This window comes from Weissella thailandensis (genome assembly GCF_005405465.1).
Lineage (GTDB): Bacteria > Bacillota > Bacilli > Lactobacillales > Lactobacillaceae > Weissella > Weissella thailandensis.
Map to the genome: position 1 here is coordinate 112,961 of NZ_BJEC01000002.1, position 23,017 is coordinate 135,977.

Sequence of the window (23,017 nt, forward strand, 5' to 3'; positions counted from 1 at the left end):
ATTATTTCTTCTCTTTCTCTACAATGTCAGCCGCAGCCTGTAGCAAGGCTGCTTTGTCATTCACCTGTTCGCCAATAACAACCAAGTGTTCTAAATCTGCCAAGATCTTACCAAACAGTGGTCCCGGTGTCAGGTGCAAGTTTTTCATTAATTCGCCACCATTGATTGCTAACTCTTTTTTATGCTTAATAGGTAGTGCCTGATAACGGACAGATAAGTCTTCAACGTTAGCTGTAACTTCACTTAGCCTAATCGTTGCTAGTGCTGTCGTAATAGCATCTTGCGTTTGGTATAGATCCCAATCACTAACATCACCTAATCGTAACTTGTTCATCAACGTAATGACTGATTTGGCCGTTTGAATCATATCATTTGGTTGCTTCCATAGCTTTAAAAACTCACCAGTATCCTTGGGGCTTAATCCTAACTCAAATGACAATAATGACCAAGCTTGGTTATCATCGGTAGGTTGCGCATTTTGTAATAATTCAGCATATGCAGCTAGGTCCTGATCAGTATTTGCTAAGCCAGGCATAAAATTAACCAAACCACTCTTAATCATCTCAATTAAGCCATAACTAGCTGAAGTTCCCTGCATAAGTTTTGTAAATTCTACATTGGTCCGTTCTACGGCAATATTTGCTAACAAAGGCGCATTTTCTGCAATCGCTTTTTGTGTTGCATCATCAATTTTAAAATCTAACTGAGCAGCGAACCTAACAGCGCGCATCATCCGAAGTGCATCCTCATGAAAGCGTTCCTCTGGTTTACCAACCGCACGTAGTACCTGTGCTGACATGTCTTGAACACCGCCAAACAAATCGATCACTTCGCCGTCTTTTGTTAAGGCTAAAGCATTGACCGTAAAATCACGGCGCTTTAAATCCTCATCTAAAGACCTGACAAATTTCACCTCATCTGGTCGACGAAAATCGGTGTAAGTTGATTCTGTTCGAAAGGTCGTTGTTTCATAGCCGGTACCATGGTCTAAGATCATCACTGTACCATGCTCAATACCGGTATCTACCGTACGTTTAAATATCTTCTTAATTTCTTCAGGGTAAGCCGAGGTCGCAATATCAACGTCATGAATTGGTTTACTGAGCATTGTGTCTCGCACCGATCCACCAACAAAATATGCCTCATAACCTGCCTTTTCGATTGTTTCCAAAATCGGTAAGGCATCAATAAATTCCGATGGCATCTTATTTATTTTCATGTTTGGCCTCCTCTTTTCTACTATTACTAAGTATACCAGACACCCTAACTTTTTTACGACTTGTACCGTAAGTAGTCACTTTTTATAAATGAATAAGGATTCATTTATCCATTAAGATTCACGACCGTTCAAAACATCTTTAGCCAATTGTAACGCGTGTTCCGCTGTGTCTACCACGGCCATGAACCCTGTCCGATGAATAAAAACAATGCCCTCTTCTTTTATTTGAGGAATTGCGTGCTTCACTTCAAAGCTACCATGAGCAACTGGAACACCTTGAATCATCCAATTACCGTCCTTACGAGGCAAAACAGCAAATACTAATTGATCAAACTGTTCTGCGTAGTCTTTCCATGGGCCTGAAATTGGGACGAATAAAATTTGGTCCGATGCAAAAGTCGCTTGTGCAATCACATCTTGTTGGGCAATTTCTTTGGCAATCGTTTTCTTCACACGGTTCTCTAAAATCATTTTTGCGAAAGCCAACGCACGGTCAAAACTATTGGCTTCATCATCTTCTTCATAAAAATCATTAATGATATCGGGTACGGTGAATACCTCACTTTGATATGCTGATACGCCATTGTCTAAGGCATCGATACCAACAATGAAATGACTATCAATTTTCTCGTACACTGCTTGCGTTATTGTCGGTGCCAAGTCTGGATTTAAATCAGCAATGTATTGTTTCCCAAATTGTTGCCAAATCAAACCAAAAGCAGCCATGGGTACACCGTTAGCATGCTGACGTGTATCATCAATCCCATGATGGTCAAACTCACCACCACCAACGTCGTACACAAAATTGCTTTGATCACCAGTCATTGTTTCATCACGAGTTCTAACAATTGTTAGCGTCGGGAAAAGACGTGTCATAATGACACTCGCAAAGACATCATCAGCATGAAACTTCCCATTATGTGTAACTAAATTTTTATACATTGTTAGTCCTCCAAACCATTTTTCCTATTCTCTATTGTACACGTCATACAATGATAAAAAACGCTGATTTGTCTAAACAAATCAACGTTTAATAATTTTTCTATTGAACAGTAACTGACTTAGCCAAATTACGTGGATGATCAACATCCAAGCCACGTCCTAGTGATGTATAGTACGCCAATAATTGTGTTGGCACAACACTAACCAATGGTGTCAATAATTCATTGATATCTGGCAAAACCAAGTCATCTTCAGGCTTAGCGACTGCTTGGGTCACAATTGTATAAGTCTTAGCGCCACGTGCTTGCGTTTCAGCTAAGTTACCACGAACCAAACCAGCCAAGCGTGGTTGCGTCATCATCGCAATCACGGGTGTATCTTCCTCGATCAAAGCTAATGTTCCGTGCTTCAACTCACCAGCAGCGAAGCCTTCCGTTTGAACATATGAAATTTCTTTTAATTTCAAAGCAGCTTCTAGGACGACGGCTGAATCAACCCCACGACCAATATAAAAGGCATGATGTGCCGGCACCAACATCTCTTCGGCAACTGCTTGAATTTGCTCTTTGTCATCAATGATCCCTTGGATGGCAATCGCAATCTTTGATAATTCTTGTTCTAAATCAACATCTAATTGCTCACGATCAGCCAAAGCATAGGCCAAAATAGCTTCGACCGTTATTTGCGCAACATATGCCTTCGTTGAAGCCACTGCAATTTCGGGACCAGCAATCAAAGGTAACGCATACGTTGCTTCACGCCAAAGCGTTGACTTTTCAACGTTCGTTAAGGTCAATGACTTAAAGCCTTGGGCATTGATATTTTGCAAAACCTCACGTGAATCGGCAGTTTCACCCGATTGTGATAAGAAAATAAAGAATGGCTTTTCTGATAATAATGGTTGCTCGTAGGCGAATTCTGATGACACATGTACTTCAGTTGGAATACCTGACCAACGTTCGAACAAACGAGCACCCACTAATCCAGCATGATAAGACGTACCAGCAGCCACAATATAAATGCGGTCGGCAGCTCGCATATCCTTCACAATACCTTCACCAATTTGTGGCTGACCATCCTTAGGTAAGTAACGTGAGATCAAGTGACGAATCACCACTGGTTGTTCATCAATTTCTTTTAACATATAGAATGGATAAGCACCCTTATCAGTCTCGGTTGCATCAATATCCAAATGGAAAGGTTCACGATCCATCGCTTCACCAGCAGCACTAAATAATTGCACATTATCTGGATCAACGATAGCCACTTCCCCGTCATGTAATTCAATAAAGTCATGGGTTTGGTCAAGCATCGCTACAGCATCGGACGTCACGACATTAAAATCAGCCCCAATACCAATCAACAAAGGTGACTTTTGCTTAGCAACGTACATCCGCTCAGGCTCTTCACGATCCATCAATAGGAAACCATAAGCAGAATTACTATCTAACAAAGCAATCAACTTTTTCAAAGCTTCAAAAGTGGTTGCCCCTTCCTTAACAAACTTATCAATCAATTGGACAGCAACTTCAGTATCCGTATCTGATTGGAAAGTCACGTTGGCTAGATAGTCATCTTTTAATTCAAGGTAATTTTCAATCACACCATTATGGACTAAGTAAAAGCGACCGTCTGCAGAAACGTGTGGATGAGCATTGGCAACCGAGGGACTACCATGGGTTGCCCAACGAGTGTGGGCAATCCCAGCAGTTCCTTTAACGTTTTTTTCTGAAACCAATTTTACTAATTCTGAAACACGACCATTCTCTTTCACGAGTTGATCCGTGCCATCAGCCTGATCTGCCACGTATAACCCAGCAGAATCATAGCCACGATATTCTAACTTTTGTAATCCCTTTAATAGAATAGGTGCTGATTGGTAATTATTTCCCGTAAATCCAACAATTCCACAGAACATGTTTTTCTCCTTATACTACTAATACAACGTTTTCACTAATGGTATAGTATTTTTTTGTTTATTATTTTAAGTTCAATGACCATTATCACGCGTTGCTTAATATCCGTCAATGACTTTATAACGTTTAACATTGTCTTTTGGTATAAATTGGTATAGTCTTTGATTCTTGGATTATTTATGCTTAAATCTCCCTTAATTATAGCCGAAGATTTTTAGACATAAAAAAACTGGAACATTACCTGTTGTTCCAGTCTCTTAAATATTCAGCTCAAGTGACCAATAGTGGTCAGAGCTCAGTTAATCATCGCCTAATTAGTGCATATCATGATGATGATGGCACTTATCCGGGTGGCGCTGAATATCCATGTTTTTATATGCACGAACAGCGCGATCAACTTTTTTGTTCAACATATTAATTCCAAACATAAATTTACCTCCCTTAGTATTTATTCCATGTAAAGATAGTCTTTACATTTCTGTAATATTAACTTGTGGACTAATACTAAACTATTTACCTTAAAAAGTCAATAAATTAAGCATTAACTTCACCATGCAGGTCATAATCCAGTCCATCTTCCTCAATAGCTTCATCAACTCGTAACGGTGTTATCAAATTCACCAACTTAGCAATAATGAACGTTAGGATGACAACGGCAATAATCGTTACTAAGATAGCCCCAAGTTGTGTTCCCATGACTTGCCAACTAACTGATACACCGGCCAAGGGCTTCGAAGCAAAGACACCTGTTAAGATACCACCAATGACACCACCGACACCATGCAACCCAAATGCATCAAGGGTATCATCATAACCCAATCGATATTTCATAACGGTTGTTGCAAAGTAAGCACCAATAGCAACTAGCACGCCCATAAACATGGCACCAACTGGTTGTACAAAGCCAGCACCTGGTGTAATAACAACTAGTCCAGCAACACCACCGGAAATTGCCCCGGAAATTCGAACACGCTTGAATAAAATAAAATCAAGAATAACCCATGTCAACATTGCAAACGCTGCTGCGATATTAGTATTAGTAAAAGCAACAATGGCTAGCCCATCCGCAGCTAAAGCTGATCCAGCATTAAATCCGAACCATCCAAACCAAAGCAAGCCACCGCCGATAACCGTTGCCATTAGGTTATTACCAGTTGTGTCAGTATTTACCCGCCGCTTGCCAATCATCAGGGCTAACACCAAACCAGATACACCTGATGAAATATGAACCACATCACCACCAGCAAAATCAAGGGCGCCATGTTGGGCTAGAATACCACCACCCCAAATCATGTGTGCCAAAGGTATATAAACAAGTAACATCCAGGCAATTAGAAATAGGATAAATGACTTAAAGTTCATCCGACCAACTACTGAGCCAGCAATAATGGCCATGGTAATCATCGGGAACATCCCCTGGAAGAGAGCAAATAGGCCGTCAGATATTCCTAAATCACGTGTACTCTTGGTCATCGAAACATCATGTAAAAATGCTGCATCTAGGTTACCAATAATTGGGCCTGACCCACTAAATGCTAATGAGTAACCGACTGTAAACCAAATGACGCCACCAACGGCAATTGCAATCATCACCATCGCCAATGTGTTAACTGTTGTCCGTGTTTCTGACAAGCCACCATAAAACAATGCCAATCCTGGCACCATCAACCAAACTAACCCTGCGCTAATTAATACCCATGCAACGTCTGCACCATTCATTTTTATCACCTGCGCTTTCTTGAAATAATAACATCAGTATAAGCACATATCGAAAGGTCATCATGAATTATGTTAATAATGCTAACATTCAGTGGTATAGACAAATAAAAAAGTAGTTGGAACATTGTTTTGTTCCAACTACTTTGTCTCGCACTAAAATATATTAATTTGTTGGTACACCAAGTGAATTCATTTCAGACACTGAAACATTACCACCATATAATGGTCCAGTTTTAGCGGATTTTAGATCCAATGATTTACGTAAGACATTTGTTGCCCGTTGTTTCTCATCACTCGATACAACTTCAGTCGAACCAGATGACAAACTGTAACTATCTCCTTGAATATTATCATTAGAGATATTGCCAGCTGCCTTCGCATACTTACGAGCAATGGTAATCATATCATTGTAAGTTAAGTCAGTTTGCGTTGATGAAGAAACTGAATTTAAGAAGCCAGAGTCCAATAACTTTGTTGGATTATCCTTGGCAGCTTCGGTAATTCCCTGAAGAACTAATCGCTGACGAGTTTGGCGACCATAGTCGCCCTTCGGATCATCATAACGCATACGCGAAAATGCTAGCGCTGCCTTACCATTCATCTTTGAGTATGTTTGCCCATTATGCGAATAAGTACTTGATCCCTCAGTAAAGCTGTAAACATTGTTACCAGTAGCATGGGCTGTGTCTGGGTTAAAATCAAAGGTTAATGGTGAATTTACTTTTACACCACCAATTTTGTTAACAACCTTCTCCATACCACCCATGTTGACCAAAGCATAATAATCAATTGGGACATTTAGCCACTTCTGAACAGTCTTAATCGTTGTGGCTGCTGAGCCATATGAATAAGCCGAGTTGATTTTTTGTGGGAATGTATTTTCATAACCATCAATCGCAATCAACGTATCACGAGGAATTGACATAATCGTTGTTTTATTTGTTTTTGGATTGATTGTCAAAACCATCATAGAATCGGTACGACCTTTATAATTACGATTTAATTCCCCCGTATCGGTACCCAATAACAAAATTGAAATGGGCTTACCCTTCTTAAGAACACCTGAAACGTCACGTGCTTTTTTGATATTCGGCGCAACATAGGCCTTATCAACAGCACCTTTGGTTTGCATGTATGCATAACCAAATAAACCAGCTACCGCTAATATCAATAATAACAAAATGCTTAGAATCGTATTTCGTACCTTATGCGATTTCTTTTTGCCTTTTTTATTATTACGTGTTGAGCGAGATACTTTTTGCTCGTCATCCATGAGCTATCCTCCCTAATTGCCACCTATAAAAATTGCTGGCATTCCTACTCCTGAAAACAGGCGTTATTTTGTGTAGTATATTCCACCTATAAAGCATTATACACAAATAAATCGTTAAATAAGCAATGAATTTATTAAGAAATAAAAAAGAATTGAGAACAATTGTCCCCAATTCTTTTTGGAAATTAATTATTAACTAAATCGTCAACAATTCTTTTTCTTTATCAGCAGCAATCTCGTCAACATTCTTAATAGCAGCATCGGTTGCTTTTTGAATGTTATCTTCAACGCTATGTGCTTCATCTTCAGACAAGTCGTTGTTCTTTAATGCCTTTTTAGCATCATCCATCGCATCACGACGAACATTTCGAACGGCGACCTTTGCTTTTTCTGATTCTGCTTTAACTTCTTTAGCTAAGTCTTTACGAGTTTCCTCAGTTAATGCAGGAATAACCAGACGAATGACTGAACCATCGTTTGCTGGTGTTAATCCCAAATCAGAAGCAAAAATAGCTTGCTCAATTCCTTTTAAAGCTGTCTTATCAAAAGGTGTGATCAACAATACACGTGCTTCAGGTACCGTTACCGATGCTAATTGATTAAGTGGTGTCTCTGCCCCATAGTATTCTGCCGTAATATTACGTAGAATTGATGGATTAGCAACACCTGCACGGATGTTACCTAACTCACGACGTAATGCATCGCCAGCTTTGTCCATACGTTCTTTTGCTGATTCAATAATTGCATTAGCCATAATTCTAATCTACCTCCACGGTCGTTCCGATATTCTCACCTAAGACAACACGTTTAATGTTGCCAGATGTGTTCATATTAAAAATCACCAGATTAATATCGTTGTCCATTGATAATGTTGATGCAGTAGAGTCCATTACCTTAAGACCCTTAGCAATAATCTCTTTATGCGTTAGCTTTTCAAACATTGTTGCTTCTGGATTCTTACGAGGATCATCACTGTATACACCATCAACACCATTTTTAGCCATTAGAATAGCCTCAGCATTAATCTCGGCGGCACGCAAAGCAGCCGTTGTATCCGTTGAGAAGTATGGTGAACCAGTACCGGCACCAAAAATCACAACGCGTCCCTTTTCCAAGTGACGAACTGCCTTACGACGGACATAGGGTTCAGCAACTTGACGCATTTCAATAGCAGTTTGTACACGTGTTGGAACATCGTGTGATTCAAGTGCATCTTGCAATGCCAAGGCGTTCATGGTGGTTCCTAACATACCAACATAGTCAGCTTGTGCACGTTCCATTCCCAACTTTGCACCTGCTTCACCACGCCATAAATTACCACCGCCAACAACGATTGCAATTTCAACACCTAGTCCATAAACTTCTTTGATTTCCGCTGCGATATTGTTAACCGTTTCTGGATCAATGCCATAGCCGCGTTCACCAGACAATGCTTCTCCTGATAACTTCAACAATACTCGTTTGTACTTTACATCTGCCATTATTCTAATCGCCTCGGTCTCTATTAGCCCATTTGTGCTGCAACTTCAGCAGCAAAATCATTAGCAGCCTTTTCGATTCCTTCACCAACTTCGTAACGAACGAATGAAACTACCTTGCTGTTCTTGCTCTCAACGTACTTAGCGACAGTTTCCTTACCGTCACCCTTAACGAATGGTTGGTCAACCAATGCAATTTCGGCCAAGAACTTGTGCAAACGACCTTCGACCATCTTTTCCTTGATGTTATCTGGCTTACCTGCTAGATCATCTGACTTCAATTGCACAGCCTTTTCGTGCTCCACAACTTCAGCAGGAACATCTTCAGATGAAACGTACTTTGGTGCAATAGCAGCAACGTGCATAGCAACATCCTTAGCAACTTGTTCATCAGAACCATCCATCAAAACAAGTGATGAAATACGACCACCCATGTGTGAGTATGTTCCGAATACTTGGCCCTCGGCCTTTTCAACAACTGCAAAGCGACGTAGTGTGATCTTCTCACCAGTAATTTGTGTCGTGTGAATAATCATGTCGTTAACAGTTTGATCATCAGATACCTTCAATGCCAAAGCTTCTTCAACATTTGCAGGTGCAAATTCAACAATTGCATTTGCAACAGCATGTAGCAACTCGTTAAATTCTGCATTGCCAGCAACAAAGTCAGTTTGTGAGTTCAATTCAATGATGGCAGCCTTGTTGTCCTTTGAAACAACGTAAGTCATACCTTCAGCAGCAACAGCATCGGCCTTCTTAGCAGCCTTTGCCATTCCCTTTTCACGCAAAGCATCGATAGCCTTGTCCATGTCACCTTCAGTTTGAACCAATGCCTTCTTGGCATCCATCATACCAACGCCGGTCTTGTCACGTAATTCTTTAACTTGTGAAGCAGTAATAGCCATTTTATGGTCTCCTTGTATATGCTAAATCTTATCTCAACTAGTATACACGAAAATATGTTGATTTTCTATACACTTATTAGATATCTAGTACCATTTTACATGAGTTTTGCCTAGAGCGCAAAAAAAGCTTATTCCCATAATAGGAATAAGCTTTTTGTCACTTAGCAAAAGATAATTAGTTCTTCTTACCTTCTACAAGGTCAGTTAATTCTTCGATTGATGCAGGCTTGTCACCTTCAGCTGCAAATTCAGCTTCATCAACAGAATCTTCACCTTGGTTACCTTCGATGATAGCATCTGCCATCTTTGAAGTAATCAAACGTACGGCACGGATTGCATCATCGTTTGATGGAATCTTAACGTCAATTTGATCAGGGTCAGCATTAGTGTCGACCATAGCCACGATAGGAATGTTCAACTTGTGTGCTTCTTGCACAGCCAATTGTTCCTTGTGAGGATCAACGATGAACATCAAATCAGGAATCTTAGGCATATCAGCAATACCACCCAAGAACTTGTCCAACTTCTCACGTTGCTTGATTAGCAAAGAAACTTCCTTCTTTGGCAAACGTTCGAAAGTACCGTCGTCTTCCATTGCACGCAATTCCTTTAGACGGGCAATACGAGCTTGGATAGTCTTCCAGTTAGTCAAAGTTCCACCTAACCAACGGTGGTTAACGTAGAACATGTTTGCACGAGTTGCTTCTTCAGCAATTGAGTCTTGTGCTTGCTTCTTAGTACCAACGAACAATACCGTTGCACCATCAGCAGCTGCATCGCGAACATAGTTATATGCTTGGTCAACCAACTTAACTGTCTTTTGCAAATCGATAATGTAAATGCCGTTACGTTCCGTAAAGATGTAATCTGACATCTTTGGGTTCCAGCGACGAGTTTGGTGTCCGAAGTGTACACCAGCTTCAAGCAATTGCTTCATTGAGATTACTGCCATGAGTATCTGCCTCCAAATGTTTTTTCCACCTAGCCTCGCATGTAGCCTGGCGACCCGGTAAAGGGGCACCCGTCAAACTATTGAGAACTAGTGCGTATTTTTTTGGTATAAAACCAATAACTAATGTTACTCACTTTCACGCAATATGTCAATTAAAAGTTTTCTTAGCAAGTGATACACCATGATTTTGCAAAAAGTGTTCTTTCTGCTTACGAGTTAATTTTTTAAACATCGCTTCTGCATGTAACGCATCGTGTTTCGTGGTAAATGCTTCAGCGTAAACAAGTGTTAATGGATGCCGTTTAGCGGGCCTCGTAAATTTAGCACCCTTACCTGCTTCATGCGTTGCAAGTCTTTTACCGACATCGTCCGTAAAACCACAATACAACATATTATCTGCTGTTAACAGGACATACATGTAGTAAGGTTTATTCATGCTGCTGACGCCCTTCATAGATTGACCAGACGGCATCTGTATAAGTATCATCGGCATTATGCGTCACAATTGGTGGTAAAATTTTGGCCCCAGTCAACTTGCCATCTTTGATTGCATCAATCAATACAATATTGGCTGCTTCACCCACTTTAGGATAAACAAATTGAATCTGTTTAGGTGATAAATGATTTTTCTGTAATGACGCTAAAATTTCAAATAAGCGATCTGGTCGATGAACCATAAAAAAATGGGCTTTGTTCTTCAACAACTTTTTTGCCGTATATGTGACCAGGTCCAAATCTGCCATCAATTCATGCCGGGCAATGGCATAATATTTATTTTCGTGCATGACCGTATGATCATTATCTACCGTAAAGTAAGGCGGATTTGATACCACCATATCTGCTGACCCTGGACGAATATCACTAAAAATATCCCGCATGTCAGCATTCATAATTTGAATTTTATCAGTCAAATCGTTCATTTTAACCGATCGCTGCGCCATATCGGCTAGACGTTCCTGAATTTCTACGCCAACAATTTGACCAGCAAGCTTGTGCGCCATAAACAATGACACAGCGCCATTGCCAGCACCAAGATCAACGGTTAACCCCCGGCCATTCTTACGTGGTTCAGCAAAGTTAGCTAGTAATACGGCATCCAGTGAAAATGAAAAGACCGATTTACTTTGAATAATATGTACGTCATCGTTATATAACATATCGATACGTTCGTCAGGTAACAGTTCAACTTTCATAATTTCTTCTCCTTATGTTGTCTCCGTTTGCCAAAAGCGCCTACTGTGTGGGATAATAAGGCGTTATTATTAGGGAGGATGAACAACATGTTCTATTCATTCATACGTTATGTCGTTGCAGGAATCGTTTGGCTGATCAACGGTCGTTACAAACTGCTGGGCACAGACAAACTACCTGAGGGCAACTATATTTTAGTGGGTCCACACCGTACTTGGTGGGAACCCTTATTCTTCGCTCTGGCAGGTCGGCCACGTAAATTTAGTTTTATGGCTAAAAAAGAGCTTTTCAAGAACCCTATTTTACGCTGGATTCTTGTCCATGCCAATGCTTTTTCGGTCGATCGTGACCATCCAGGTCCATCAGCAATCAAAACACCAGTAAAGAACCTAAAGAAGACCGAACTAAGTCTAATCATGTTCCCATCTGGTAGTCGCCATTCCGAAGAAATGAAAGGTGGCGCACTAATGATTGCAAAGCTTTCTGGTGCACCTTTAGTACCAATTGTCTACCAAGGACCGGTAAAGTTTTCAGGCTTATTCAAGCGTAAAAATGTCACGATGGCATTTGGTGACCCCATTTATGTTGATAAACGTGTCAAGATAAACGAAGAAACCACAGCTGAGTTAGGTGATAATTTACAAACTGCCTTTGATAAGTTGGATGATGAAATTGATCCTGATTGGGTTTACGTTGATCCAAATCCAAAGAAAAAAACTGAAATTAAGTAAAAATTTCAATAAATAAGTAACGGGGCTGGAACACTGATTTTGTTCCAGCCCCGTTACTTATTTATTAATTATAATAATAAAAAAAGCTGAGCATTTATAACTCAACTTTTTATCGCCACTTACTTCTTTTTTGAAGAAGTTTGTGCTTGATTCTTCATTTGTGCCATCATTTGGTTCAAGCGCTTTTGTGAAGGCTTTTGCCCCATTGATGACATCATAGATTTCATCATTTCTTCTGAAATTGGCGGATTGTTCTTAATGTACGTCTCCATTGAGCGACGTGCGATGAAGAAACCAGCGACAGCGCCAACTATCGCGGCAAGAACGACAATAAAAATCCAAACTGTTGTGCTCATTTTATTACTCCAAAATTATATTCAAGTACCATTATAGCGAACTATCCGCTATTTGACTAGCTGCCTGAACAATTAATTACCGCGTAATCCCTTATCACGCTGAATCTTTTTCACCTTTTCAGGGGTTACTTCTTTACCATTCTCATCATAAACTTGTAGCATTTCTACTTGAGAACGGAAAGACTTTCTAAAATTATCCAAAAATTCAGCCCGCAAATCCGCACGTTCCGCAACTTCATCCTCTGTTAATCCCTCTGGAGATTTTGCTTTTGCGGCTAGTTCGTTAATTCGTGAACGAACAGCCATCATGTGATCTGTCTCAGCCATGTTATTTCCACCTTTTTTTGAATTTAATGTTACCATTTTAACATATTTTACTGAAGAATATTCAGGTTAACTAATGTTTCCGCAACCAGATATTTATCGTACAATATTCTTTAATGACAAAGGAGCTACCCACATATGACACAGAAGCCAAGAAAACAATTAGAAATATTGCAATTCATTTATGACAAACAACTAACCAATGGTTATCCGCCTACTATTCGTGAAATTGGTGCAAAAGTTGGTTTAGCGTCATCTTCAACAGTCCATGGACACTTAGAGCGTCTACAAAAGAAAGGTCTGACTACAAAAGATGCCGAGAAAACGCGAGCAATCAAAGTTACTCCGCAAGGCATCGCCTTATTAAAACATGGTCATCATGATCCTGAAATGGATCTATCAATCACTGAAAAAACGGCCCAACATTTGTTTTCTTTTGACGAAGATGTTTTTATCCAGCAACAACGCAGTAATAGCATGCTTAATATTGGTATTTTAAATAATGACTATTTGATGGTTAAAAAACAACAAACTGCCTTTGATGGTGATATCGTCGTTGTTAAAATCAATGATGAAACAAATGTATACCGCTACTTTAAAGAAGGTAATCATTGTCGATTACAGCCGGAGAATAGTAATCTAAAACCCGTTACGATGGCAAACCCAACCATTATCGGCCGTGTCATTGGCGTCTATCGTGATTATGTTAATTAGCCTTTATCCTGTCTATAATCCCAGCTCCCAACTCAAATCAATGTCAGTAGCTGCCATTATCTGACCAATATCCTCTAATGAAAAATTTCGCGGCGTCGTGACAGTCAAGTCAATCGTCAAACCGGTTTCCGACTTTTTTAGTCGCGATACTTTGCTGGAAATATTTTCTGATGTCAAATAATCACGTAACTTTTTGACGTCGTCAATTGTTGTTAAATAAACTCGAATAGAAAAAGATTGGCGTAAATTAAAGTCATTAAAATAATGAAATGCTAACTGCAAAACAACAATAATAAATGTTGCAGCAAATCCCACCTCGTATAAACCAGCACCAATTGCCATCCCCACACCAGCAGTTGTCCAAATTCCCGCTGCCGTGGTTAGACCACCGATTACATTAAAGTCTGGGCTACGCACAATAATCATGCCGGCACCCAGAAAACTGATTCCACTAACGATTTGGGCCGCAATACGCGATGGATCCAAATTCACATTAGCATTTCCTAAGACAGCAGCAAAGCCATACTGCGACACAATCATCATTAGGGCGGCCCCTAAACTGACAATGGCATGCGTTCGGAGGCCCGCAGATTTTGACCTAGTCTGCCGTTCAATCCCAATTAGCAATCCTGCCAGTGTTGCTAATAACAAACGAATCAATAGTTCATTGGTTGTCATTTTCTCCTCCATTCCAAATACCAGCTACACAATAACTAATATTTTTATGCTATTTACTACATACTTTTTATTAAACCAAAAAAGTACTTATTTGTGAAAAAAAGACTCTGGTAACAGTATGTCACTATCACCAGAGTCCTAAAATTTACTTGTCACGATTATCATAATAAGCTTGTTCTTGTTGTTCCCAATAGTCTTTATCATCGGATGTAATGTCACGCATAACTTTTGCCGGATTCCCGACGGCGACTGCATTGGCTGGGATATCTTTCACAACCACAGCACCGCCACCAATAATAGCATTATCGCCGATAGTGACACCTGGCCCAATAAAGACATTAGCGCCAATCCAAACATTATCTCCAATGGTAATTGGCTTACCAAACTCTAGGCCACGATTCCGCACCCCTGAATCAAGCAGTTAAATGATAATATTATTTTTGGTAATTTTATTTCAGAAAGGTAATTATATGACAGCCTCTAAAAGAAATCTCTCCTTTGATATTGCGCGTGCCATAGCGATTTATCTCGTGATTATCGGTCATTCAATGACTGGTCTATGGGACACCTGGCAATCTAATTTTATATTTGCAGCCAATTTGCCGATATTCTTTATCATTTCAGGTTACTTCTATCATTCAAAAAGGATCAAAGATGTTGTTCAAACGGGTGTTAATACACTGCTGATTCCCTTTTTCATCGTTACCTTACTCTATATAACCTTACGAACAGCTTTGGGCGAAATCGCCCAACACGTTCACTATCTAAACTTTCAAACACTGATTCCACTTATATATGGTAATGGCGCAACAGGTCAATCGCCATTTGGTTTTGAACTGAGGTCTCACGCCGGCGCTGTTTGGTTCTTACCAACCATGTTTCTTGCCAACATTATTTTCCATTGGCTAATGAAGTCTAATAAAGAAATCATCCGTTTCATGATTGTTATTATACTATTTGGATTGGGTTATTCATTAGCTCAGGTCGCTTACTTTCCCTGGTCACTACAAGCAGCCTTGGAAGTTCCAATTTATTACCTATTTGGTTACTGGTTAGCAAAACTTATTAAGCACCATTCACAAAAAACTATCTTTGCTAATCCATACATACTATTAGTTTCACTAATTTGCTGGATGCTGAGTGCAACGAGCGGTAGCTATGAATTAAACCGTGGTTTGGCTGATAATATGTTTATCGCAGTCCTTGGTGGTTTTGGAAGCGCCATCGTGCTATTAGGTATCGCATTTTTTATTGAAAAGCATTGGCATCAAATTGCTAAAGGTCTTAGTTATGTCGGTCAGTATTCATTAGTTCTACTATGTGTCCATTCTCTTGATATTGGCTTATTAGACACTGAAGCCATGAACTTTTTAGCGTCACAAGCCTGGTTCTCAGATTACAGTCTATTTGCTTACCTAGGATTAATGCTATTAAGAATTCTATATACAACATGTTTCACATGGATTTTACTCAAAATAAAGTTTATTTATAACTTATTAGTCGACCGTAACTTCCCACTTCAAAAAGCCTAAAAATAAAAAGCATCTTGTCTCAAACGCGCCCTACTTTATGTAGCTTGCGTTTTTGACAAGATGCTTTATTTTATTTCTTAGTAAAACTCTTTGACAGATAATGTTCACCTGAGCTCAAGTCATATTGCACTAACTTAAATTCATGTAGTAACTTTTTCTGCTTCTTAGTTAAATCTTTTGTTTTTAAGGTATGACCATTATTATCAACAAATTTACCACGTGTATAGTTTGCGAATGCCGGCAATTCTTTCGTTACCTTGGTTTGCAAAGCATAGAATGGTGTTAATTTACTATTCGTTGCTGCTAATGCCAATGCTGGGAAATCACTTGGTGACGCATAGGCACGCTGATTTTGATTCGTCTTTGCCTTACTCTTTTCACGAGCAGCCTTATTTTGGTAGATAAAGTAGTCTGTCTCATGAGAACGCTCTAGTTGCTTATCTTGATTAACAAATGTGAACACGCCTGGCCAATGATCACCATAAAAGACTAGCGTCACTGGACGAGAAATATTTTCTAGTTTATTAACCAAATTCTTAGTGGCTACATCGGTGTAATGAACACCTGCAATATAACTCTCGACAGTTTCCTTTGTATTACCTGAAACCGCTGGTTCTGACATCTTGTAATTACTATCAGGATACTGATTAGCAGAATAAGGCATATGATTCTGCATTGTCATCAACTGTAAGAACTGTGATTTGTTCTTATTAGCTGATGTAATTTTCTTTGTTAAGTAGGCATAAGAAGATTTATCGGCAGGATAATTATCCTTAGAACCAACAGACTTCGTATACTTGTCTGGATACTTATATTGCTTACCATCAGTTGTATAGAATTTTTGAATACCAATCTTTTTATAAGCATCACGACGATTATAAAATGTTCCAACATAAGGATGAATCACTTCACGATTTTGGAACAAGTTGGTAATCGTTGGTATTTCATTAGCAACTGGTACTAATTGCGTATAAGGTACCACCATTTCTGGTGCAAAGGTTGCTAACGGGAAGCCTGCCAAAGTCATATACTCGATATTCGCAGTTCCACCACCGTAACCTGAAGACAACATTCTACCAGAGAAAACCGAATCCTTTTGTATTTGTTTAATATTTTTAAATACATCAGTCCCTTTATATTTTAATCCAGGAACTTCATCAGGATTTGTCAGTGACTCACTTAAGACATAAGCCACCGTTTGTCCCTTAAGATTATCCTGCCTAGTTTTATTTAACGAGTCAGAATATTTTGTATATTTCTTTTCTAATGCAGCCATTGATTTTTCTGAATAACCAGCTGGTTCTCGCATAATAACACTTGAAATGTTAGATACAAAAGTCATGACAGGTCCATTCAGCATCGCATCTTCACCAGTATTAAAACTCTGCCACTGATATTTAAAATGATCCAATATCGCACGATTCTGATCGGCATTGGCGACAAAAGGCGCTGCCAACGTTAGAAATGTTGCTAATAGTACCGCGATACGTGTACCTGTTTGTTTAATCATCATTCGCTGAATAGATGCCGCGAAACGGCCAGCCTTTTTACGATGAACCCAAAATTCGAGTAACCCAGCACCAACAAAAACAATAACAATGCCAACAATCGCAATGATTAATAGGTTCTTATCAACCATTTGTGTCAAGCCACCAACAGCAGTAACTTCTGACATATCACTAAATAAAATCGGTTCATTTCGTGACTTCATCTTCATGTATTCCGCCACAAATGTCACAACTGCTAGCGTCAAGTAAATGGCTATCCCGACAAATAAACGGTTTACCAAAACGACAATAAATACAAATAAAATCAAACAAGCAAGAATCGTAAATAATGCTTGTGGGCGTATTAGAAACTTAAGAGATGTCCAAATAGCTTGGCCCAAATCTAAGGTCTGATCAAAACGCCCCCACACTTGAAAATACATTGCAAACTGTAAAACAACAGTCGTTAAGACACTTAAAGACAGCCCAATAAGTAAAAATTTCATCCAATTATTGAATGTTGGACCATTAAACTGTTGCTTACTTAAAAACTTTTTCATATCAATCACCTTTTTGATCACAAACGACATTTACGGTCTTAACAATACCGAGCTTAATGACGAAGCTAATAATTAACATGAGTAACCAGATAATGATAAAGCTAATCATTCCGGCAGGTAATATACGACCAATGTAATTATTCATCGGTATCATTGTTTTAATAAATATGAACACAGCGAGGCTTAAACTAAAGTAGCTACCAATATTGATAAATAAGTTTGCTAGTTTAGCTAGTAGAGTACTATTTACAAGTTTATTAGCTATCACAACTAATCCAGCCAAGCTGATCAAGGCAGTTAACGTACCCAAAATCCAAAATGGTGTGTAGGCAACTTCCATGGTCAATCCTGTTGAAGCTGACATTGTCAGATTGACTAGCAATGCCGCCAAAATAGTTGCAGTACCCGCTGACCAATTAACTAATCTATGATAATAAAGACCAAACAACATAAAAGGCAAAGCAATAAATGCTGGTTCTAGTGACCAAGGGATTTGAATGAAAGTTGCAAGGTAAAACCCAACACCAGCTAACAAAATAACAATTAAAATGGCCAATGGCACTTTTTTAACTTTAGCAATAAGAACCGTTAAAATCGTACCGACAAACAACGCCATTAGTAACCAAAGTAACCCAATTCCTGTATCAAAAAAGCCGAAAATAGTTGTAACAGGTGTGCCATTACCATATAAGAGAGCCTTCAACCCAGTACGCATTGCCGGGAATGGTGCATTGATCCATGTGTTTAATTGCAGGAGCTGAACTACTTTATTAATAACGATCATTAATAAACCAACCACCAGATACGGTATTAAATAACGTTTAATCGCTAAGACAATAGATTGTCCAATTTTTAAATTAATATTGATATAATAACCAGCAATAAAGAAAATTGTTGGCCAAGTTAACCATGTGAAAAAATTATACAAAATACTATGATCTTGTGGATTGATAATGCTAATAAAAATCAACATTATAATTGCCAAACCTGCCAGTATTTGTACCGTTCTATCTTTATCTTTACTATTCATCACCATTCCAGATGCTCCCATATAGAAACATAAAGGAGTCGGATAAATATAAACCCGGCTCCCTTAATTACTTAAAAGTATTATAAATTATATTCCAAAAACCAAACATAAATTTTTCTTATTTTAGTAATCCATTAATGACAAAATATCATAACCTGCAAGCTTTTCACGACCATGTAAGTCATTCAATTCAATCATAAATGCTAGCCCTGCAACTTCACCACCTAATGATTCAACCAACTTAATGGTAGCAGCAATTGTACCACCCGTAGCAAGTAAATCATCAGTAATTAAGACTTTCTCTCCTGGTTTAATCGCATCTTTATGCATTTCCAAAGAAGCTTCACCATACTCTAGAGAATATTTTTCACTAACTGTTTCCCGTGGCAATTTGCCTGGCTTACGAGCTAAGACAATCCCAGTTCCCAATTCATGAGCTACTGGCGCCCCAACTAAAAAGCCGCGTGATTCTGGACCAACCACAACGTTGACATCACGCATCTTTGCAAAATGCGCAATGCGATGTGTTGCCTCTGCATATGCTTCTGCATTTCCCCATAGTGGTGTGATATCACGGAAAATTATACCCTTTTCTGGAAAATCCGGAATAGAGGCAATATAGTCATTCAAATCCAACATCAGTCTAGCTCTCCTGCTTACTTAATTTCATTAATAAAGTTTCTAATTCAGCTGTTGTACTGTAAATTAATTGTTGTTCAAGATCTCGCTGAGCCATAAATCGCTGAAACGTCTGAGTCTGTGTTAACTTCATCGGTGTCGGATTTGGCACAGCATTCAAAACACTATTGTCAATTGTAACAAATTTTGCCTCTAAAAACACCTTTAAAATTAGTTTTAGTGTCATATTAGAGATTTTCAGATGCTTAACCATCGCATCAAATTGCGTTTGCAAATTAATATCCTTGAAAGAAAGCACAAACTTATAGACATTCGAGAACACTTGCTTACTTGGTACTTTCTGGAGATAAACTGGTGATTGCACATAAAACATCGGTGCAAGTCGGCCAGGTGTACTTGTTTGTAATAAAGTTTGCAGTTGATCTAATGAATCCGGCAAATCCACTAGTACCATGGTCTGTATATTTGACATTTGCAATGCATCTTGCCACATCAACGGCTGAGCTGCAGGATCAACATACGCTGCCAGCTGCTGTAAATGTTTTTCTTTGAAAAAGACATAAGTCACTGGCTTACTAAATGTTTGTTTAGTCAGATGGCTTGCTCGCCAATCTAAAATAGCCGCCCCTTTTGCTGACATATCCCGTAGCATTAATTGATATGATATATTTCCTCGATACGAATTTTGGCTCATCGTACCAACAATCTGTAATGAAGAAAAATGACCGGCAAGTGCACTAGCTTGGTTCCCCCAGCCGAAGGCAACGACAGGTAATTGATCAGTATCTGTCTGCGCAATAAAACGTAGGTGCTTCCCCTCACTCATGGTCTTGACTTGGTTCACACCACGTAAGTCCAACATAAATAATGGTTCTGGATTATCTTCACCAAATGGAGCTAATACTTGTAAATTATCAAAATTTTCCTTGGTAAAGTCGGCAGCTGTTACCGTTGTTGCGATTTGCATGTCTGCTTTTTGCGCTGTAGCTAACTGTTGTTGTGCTGCCTCATCATGTAAAGCAGCTCTTAAAGCTGTTAAATTATTGGTTGGTACGGTCATCCCCGCTGCACTGGCGTGGCCACCAAAGGTCGTCATTATATCTCGATGTCCGTCTAGGGCCGTAAACAAATCAAAGGCAGCCACTGAACGACCAGAACCTTTCATCTCATCACCATTCACATTTAAGACAATCGTTGGTTTACCAGTCTGTTCGACCAATTTACTAGCAACAATTCCTAATACCCCTTCATGCCAGTTTTCACCAGCAACCACAAGGACAGGATCTTCGCTTAGCTGCGTCGCTTGTTCTTGGGCAGCAGTCGTAATTTTTGTGACTAATTGTTGTCGTTCCTGATTTAAAGCATTGACATGATCAGCCAAAGGCTTTGCTTCTTCAAGCTCATCCATTAATAGTAATTGGACACCAGTTGTTGCATTCTCTAATCGACCGAGTGCATTCAATCGAGGCGCAATTGTAAAACCAATTGTTGAAGAATCAATATCCGATAACTGAGTACCAGCAGCGGCTAGTAATGCTGCCACACCTGGCCGTGGGTCTAACTTTAGACTTTCAAGTCCTTGCTTAACAATAATACGATTTTCATCTGTCAATGACATGACATCAGCAACAGTACCTAAGGCAGCTAAGTCTAAGACCTCATCGGCAGGCTCTTCAAGTAAGGCAGACACCACTTTAAAAGCAACGCCTGCTCCTGAAAGGCCACCAAATGGATATGAACCTTCTGGATGCCGTGGATGGACAATGGCTGTCGCTACTGGCAATTCTTCAGGCAACTCATGATGGTCAGTGACAATAACATCAATACCTTGTGCCATTAACCAAGCGATTTCGTCTTTTCCTGAAACCCCATTATCAACAGTCACTAATAACTGCATCCCTTCAGCAGCTAACTTCTGATAATTAGCTAAGTTAGGCCCATAGCCATCGCTAAAACGACTTGGCACAAAATAATCAACGTTAGCGCCCATTAACTCTAATGCCCAAGTCATAATGGCCGTACTCGTCATACCATCGACATCATAATCACCATAGACGATAATCTTTTGACCACTATCAATGGCTTGCATCAACCGTTCAATCGCTTTATCCATATCATGGAGTAAAAATGGGTCATGTAGGCCTGACAACTCAGGTCGTAAAAAGGCATTCGCAGCTTCAACGGTATCATAACCTCGATTAACTAAAATCTTTGCAATCAATTCAGTGATGCCGAATGTTTCACTGAGCGTTTTAATTGCCTTTTGATTGTTTACCTCAGGAAAATGCCATTGATAACGTGAATTAATCATACTGCCTCCTTGCTACTCAACCTCATTTGTTATGGTTAATTTCATCGGTTTCGTATTTCCTTGCTTACCAAATGGCACATCAAAAACGTCAAAATCATTGACTACACGGGTATTAGAAAAAATAGCTCGCGCTTGATAGGCCAATTCATTAGCAGCCTTACCAGCATAGCGCGCCGAAATATGCGTTAATAGCAATCGACCCACCTGCGCTTGATCAGCAATAGCGGCTGCTTGTACACTCGTTGTATGGAAGTGATTACGGGCTTGCTTACCTTCCCCCTTACCATATGTTGATTCATGTACCAAAACATCGGCATTCCTTGCAAGGGTCATCGTATTATCTGTTTTGCGAGTATCACCCATAATGGCGACACAACGACCTGGTTGTGGATCCCCAATAACATCTGCACCGTGAATCGTACGCCCATCGGCCAACGTTACATCTTTACCCTGCTTTAACTGTCCGTACAACGGACCAGCGGGTACATTTAATTCTCGCAAGCGTTCAACTAATAGCTCACCTGGATGTGCATGTTCAGTTACCCGGTAACCAAACGAAGTGATACGGTGATCTAGTGGTAATGCAGACACTGTAAATTTCTCTGTCTGTAAAACATCCCCACCAGTTTCTGATAATTCAACGAATTTAATTGGATAAGTTAGACGTGTCTGTGATACACGTAAACTAACTTCAACAAACTGTCGAATACCTTTGGGACCGTAAATTGTTAATTCATCTTCACCACCCTGAAATGAGCGTGACGAAAGTAATCCTGGCAAGCCATAAATATGATCACCATGTAAGTGTGTAATGAATATTTTTGTTACCTTGCGGGGACGAATGGTCGATCGTAGCATTTGACGTTGGGTTCCTTCACCAACGTCAAACAGCCATACTTCATTAATTTCTTCAAGTAAACGTAACGCAATACCAGTTACATTACGAAAGTGTGCTGGTGAACCAGCGCCAGTTCCCAGAAACTCAATTTGCATAGTTAGGAACTCCTTATCTTTTTTTAAATGTCTGTTCATGGATAAGTATCAAACTTATTCAAAAAGA

The 23,017-nt window shown here is 39.5% G+C and carries 22 protein-coding genes and 1 pseudogene; 3 read left to right on the forward strand and 20 right to left on the reverse strand.

Annotated elements, in window-relative coordinates:
* Position 1: 1 nt before the first annotated feature.
* The 11 genes from FFM62_RS01560 to FFM62_RS01610 all read right to left on the reverse strand — a co-directional run bounded on the left by FFM62_RS01560 (position 2) and on the right by FFM62_RS01610 (position 11,597).
* Entirely contained in the window at positions 2-1,219 is a 1,218-nt protein-coding gene (locus FFM62_RS01560; RefSeq protein ID WP_075269487.1) for a CCA tRNA nucleotidyltransferase, read from the reverse strand.
* Between the two features lie 111 nt (positions 1,220-1,330).
* Positions 1,331-2,161, reverse strand: coding sequence for an MYG1 family protein (locus FFM62_RS01565; protein ID WP_075269486.1), 831 nt, complete (start codon positions 2,159-2,161; stop codon positions 1,331-1,333).
* A gap of 100 nt (positions 2,162-2,261) precedes the next feature.
* Positions 2,262-4,079, reverse strand: a complete 1,818-nt coding sequence (glmS, locus tag FFM62_RS01570) for a glutamine--fructose-6-phosphate transaminase (isomerizing) (protein ID WP_115470488.1) — start codon at positions 4,077-4,079, stop codon at positions 2,262-2,264.
* A 532-nt stretch (positions 4,080-4,611) separates the two neighbouring features.
* Positions 4,612-5,796: an ammonium transporter gene (locus FFM62_RS01575; protein ID WP_115470487.1), complete on the reverse strand. Its 1,185-nt coding sequence runs from the start codon at positions 5,794-5,796 to the stop codon at positions 4,612-4,614.
* A gap of 163 nt (positions 5,797-5,959) precedes the next feature.
* Positions 5,960-7,069, reverse strand: a complete 1,110-nt coding sequence (locus FFM62_RS01580) for an LCP family protein (RefSeq protein WP_075269483.1) — start codon at positions 7,067-7,069, stop codon at positions 5,960-5,962.
* Between the two features lie 196 nt (positions 7,070-7,265).
* Complete coding sequence (frr, locus tag FFM62_RS01585; protein WP_075269482.1) at positions 7,266-7,823, reverse strand: ribosome recycling factor; 558 nt, start codon at positions 7,821-7,823, stop codon at positions 7,266-7,268.
* Positions 7,824-7,827: 4 nt separating this feature from the next.
* Positions 7,828-8,550 (reverse strand): UMP kinase, encoded by a 723-nt coding sequence (gene pyrH / locus FFM62_RS01590; RefSeq protein WP_075269481.1) that lies wholly within the window; start codon positions 8,548-8,550, stop codon positions 7,828-7,830.
* Positions 8,551-8,573: 23 nt separating this feature from the next.
* Positions 8,574-9,452: a translation elongation factor Ts gene (gene tsf / locus FFM62_RS01595; protein WP_075269480.1), complete on the reverse strand. Its 879-nt coding sequence runs from the start codon at positions 9,450-9,452 to the stop codon at positions 8,574-8,576.
* A gap of 175 nt (positions 9,453-9,627) precedes the next feature.
* Entirely contained in the window at positions 9,628-10,404 is a 777-nt protein-coding gene (gene rpsB / locus FFM62_RS01600; protein WP_075269479.1) for a 30S ribosomal protein S2, read from the reverse strand.
* Between the two features lie 148 nt (positions 10,405-10,552).
* On the reverse strand, positions 10,553-10,840 hold the full coding sequence (locus tag FFM62_RS01605; RefSeq protein WP_115470486.1) for a GIY-YIG nuclease family protein: 288 nt from the start codon (positions 10,838-10,840) through the stop codon (positions 10,553-10,555).
* Positions 10,833-11,597 carry a tRNA1(Val) (adenine(37)-N6)-methyltransferase gene (locus FFM62_RS01610; RefSeq protein ID WP_115470485.1) on the reverse strand — a complete coding sequence of 255 codons (765 nt, stop codon included), beginning with the start codon at positions 11,595-11,597 and terminating at the stop codon, positions 10,833-10,835. The genes FFM62_RS01605 and FFM62_RS01610 overlap by 8 nt, the downstream gene beginning before the upstream one ends.
* A gap of 87 nt (positions 11,598-11,684) precedes the next feature.
* On the opposite strand from FFM62_RS01610, the gene FFM62_RS01615 reads away from it, so the two are divergent.
* Complete coding sequence (locus FFM62_RS01615) at positions 11,685-12,326, forward strand: lysophospholipid acyltransferase family protein (protein ID WP_075269476.1); 642 nt, start codon at positions 11,685-11,687, stop codon at positions 12,324-12,326.
* Positions 12,327-12,445: 119 nt separating this feature from the next.
* Here FFM62_RS01615 and FFM62_RS01620 read toward each other — a convergent pair whose 3' ends face one another.
* Positions 12,446-12,682, reverse strand: coding sequence for a YneF family protein (locus FFM62_RS01620; RefSeq protein ID WP_075269475.1), 237 nt, complete (start codon positions 12,680-12,682; stop codon positions 12,446-12,448).
* A gap of 72 nt (positions 12,683-12,754) precedes the next feature.
* Positions 12,755-13,009, reverse strand: a complete 255-nt coding sequence (locus FFM62_RS01625; RefSeq protein ID WP_075269474.1) for a DUF896 domain-containing protein — start codon at positions 13,007-13,009, stop codon at positions 12,755-12,757.
* Between the two features lie 135 nt (positions 13,010-13,144).
* Here FFM62_RS01625 and lexA point away from each other — a divergent pair, with 135 nt between their 5' ends.
* A complete protein-coding gene (gene lexA / locus FFM62_RS01630) occupies positions 13,145-13,720 on the forward strand; it encodes a transcriptional repressor LexA (protein ID WP_115470484.1) in 576 nt (191 codons plus the stop codon).
* A gap of 12 nt (positions 13,721-13,732) precedes the next feature.
* On the opposite strand, the gene FFM62_RS10435 is transcribed toward lexA, so the two are convergent.
* A complete protein-coding gene (locus FFM62_RS10435; RefSeq protein ID WP_307722222.1) occupies positions 13,733-14,398 on the reverse strand; it encodes an MgtC/SapB family protein in 666 nt (221 codons plus the stop codon).
* 145 nt (positions 14,399-14,543) lie between these two features.
* Positions 14,544-14,816, reverse strand: a pseudogene (locus tag FFM62_RS01640) (DapH/DapD/GlmU-related protein); the annotation flags it as partial.
* Between the two features lie 52 nt (positions 14,817-14,868).
* Between FFM62_RS01640 and FFM62_RS01645 the strand changes: the two are divergent.
* Positions 14,869-15,930 (forward strand): acyltransferase family protein, encoded by a 1,062-nt coding sequence (locus FFM62_RS01645; protein ID WP_165845865.1) that lies wholly within the window; start codon positions 14,869-14,871, stop codon positions 15,928-15,930.
* A 70-nt stretch (positions 15,931-16,000) separates the two neighbouring features.
* Here the strand turns inward: FFM62_RS01645 and FFM62_RS01650 are convergent, their stop codons facing one another.
* The 5 genes from FFM62_RS01650 to rnz all read right to left on the reverse strand — a co-directional run bounded on the left by FFM62_RS01650 (position 16,001) and on the right by rnz (position 22,950).
* Positions 16,001-17,977: an LTA synthase family protein gene (locus FFM62_RS01650; protein WP_075269469.1), complete on the reverse strand. Its 1,977-nt coding sequence runs from the start codon at positions 17,975-17,977 to the stop codon at positions 16,001-16,003.
* Position 17,978: 1 nt separating this feature from the next.
* On the reverse strand, positions 17,979-19,013 hold the full coding sequence (locus FFM62_RS01655; protein WP_075269468.1) for an acyltransferase family protein: 1,035 nt from the start codon (positions 19,011-19,013) through the stop codon (positions 17,979-17,981).
* 117 nt (positions 19,014-19,130) lie between these two features.
* Positions 19,131-19,649, reverse strand: coding sequence for an adenine phosphoribosyltransferase (locus FFM62_RS01660; RefSeq protein ID WP_075269467.1), 519 nt, complete (start codon positions 19,647-19,649; stop codon positions 19,131-19,133).
* A 1-nt stretch (position 19,650) separates the two neighbouring features.
* The gene (gene recJ / locus FFM62_RS01665; protein ID WP_115470481.1) at positions 19,651-21,957 is read right to left on the reverse strand and encodes a single-stranded-DNA-specific exonuclease RecJ; all 2,307 of its coding nucleotides are present in this window, start codon (positions 21,955-21,957) and stop codon (positions 19,651-19,653) included.
* 12 nt (positions 21,958-21,969) lie between these two features.
* Positions 21,970-22,950, reverse strand: a complete 981-nt coding sequence (gene rnz / locus FFM62_RS01670; protein WP_075269465.1) for a ribonuclease Z — start codon at positions 22,948-22,950, stop codon at positions 21,970-21,972.
* Positions 22,951-23,017: the final 67 nt, after the last annotated feature.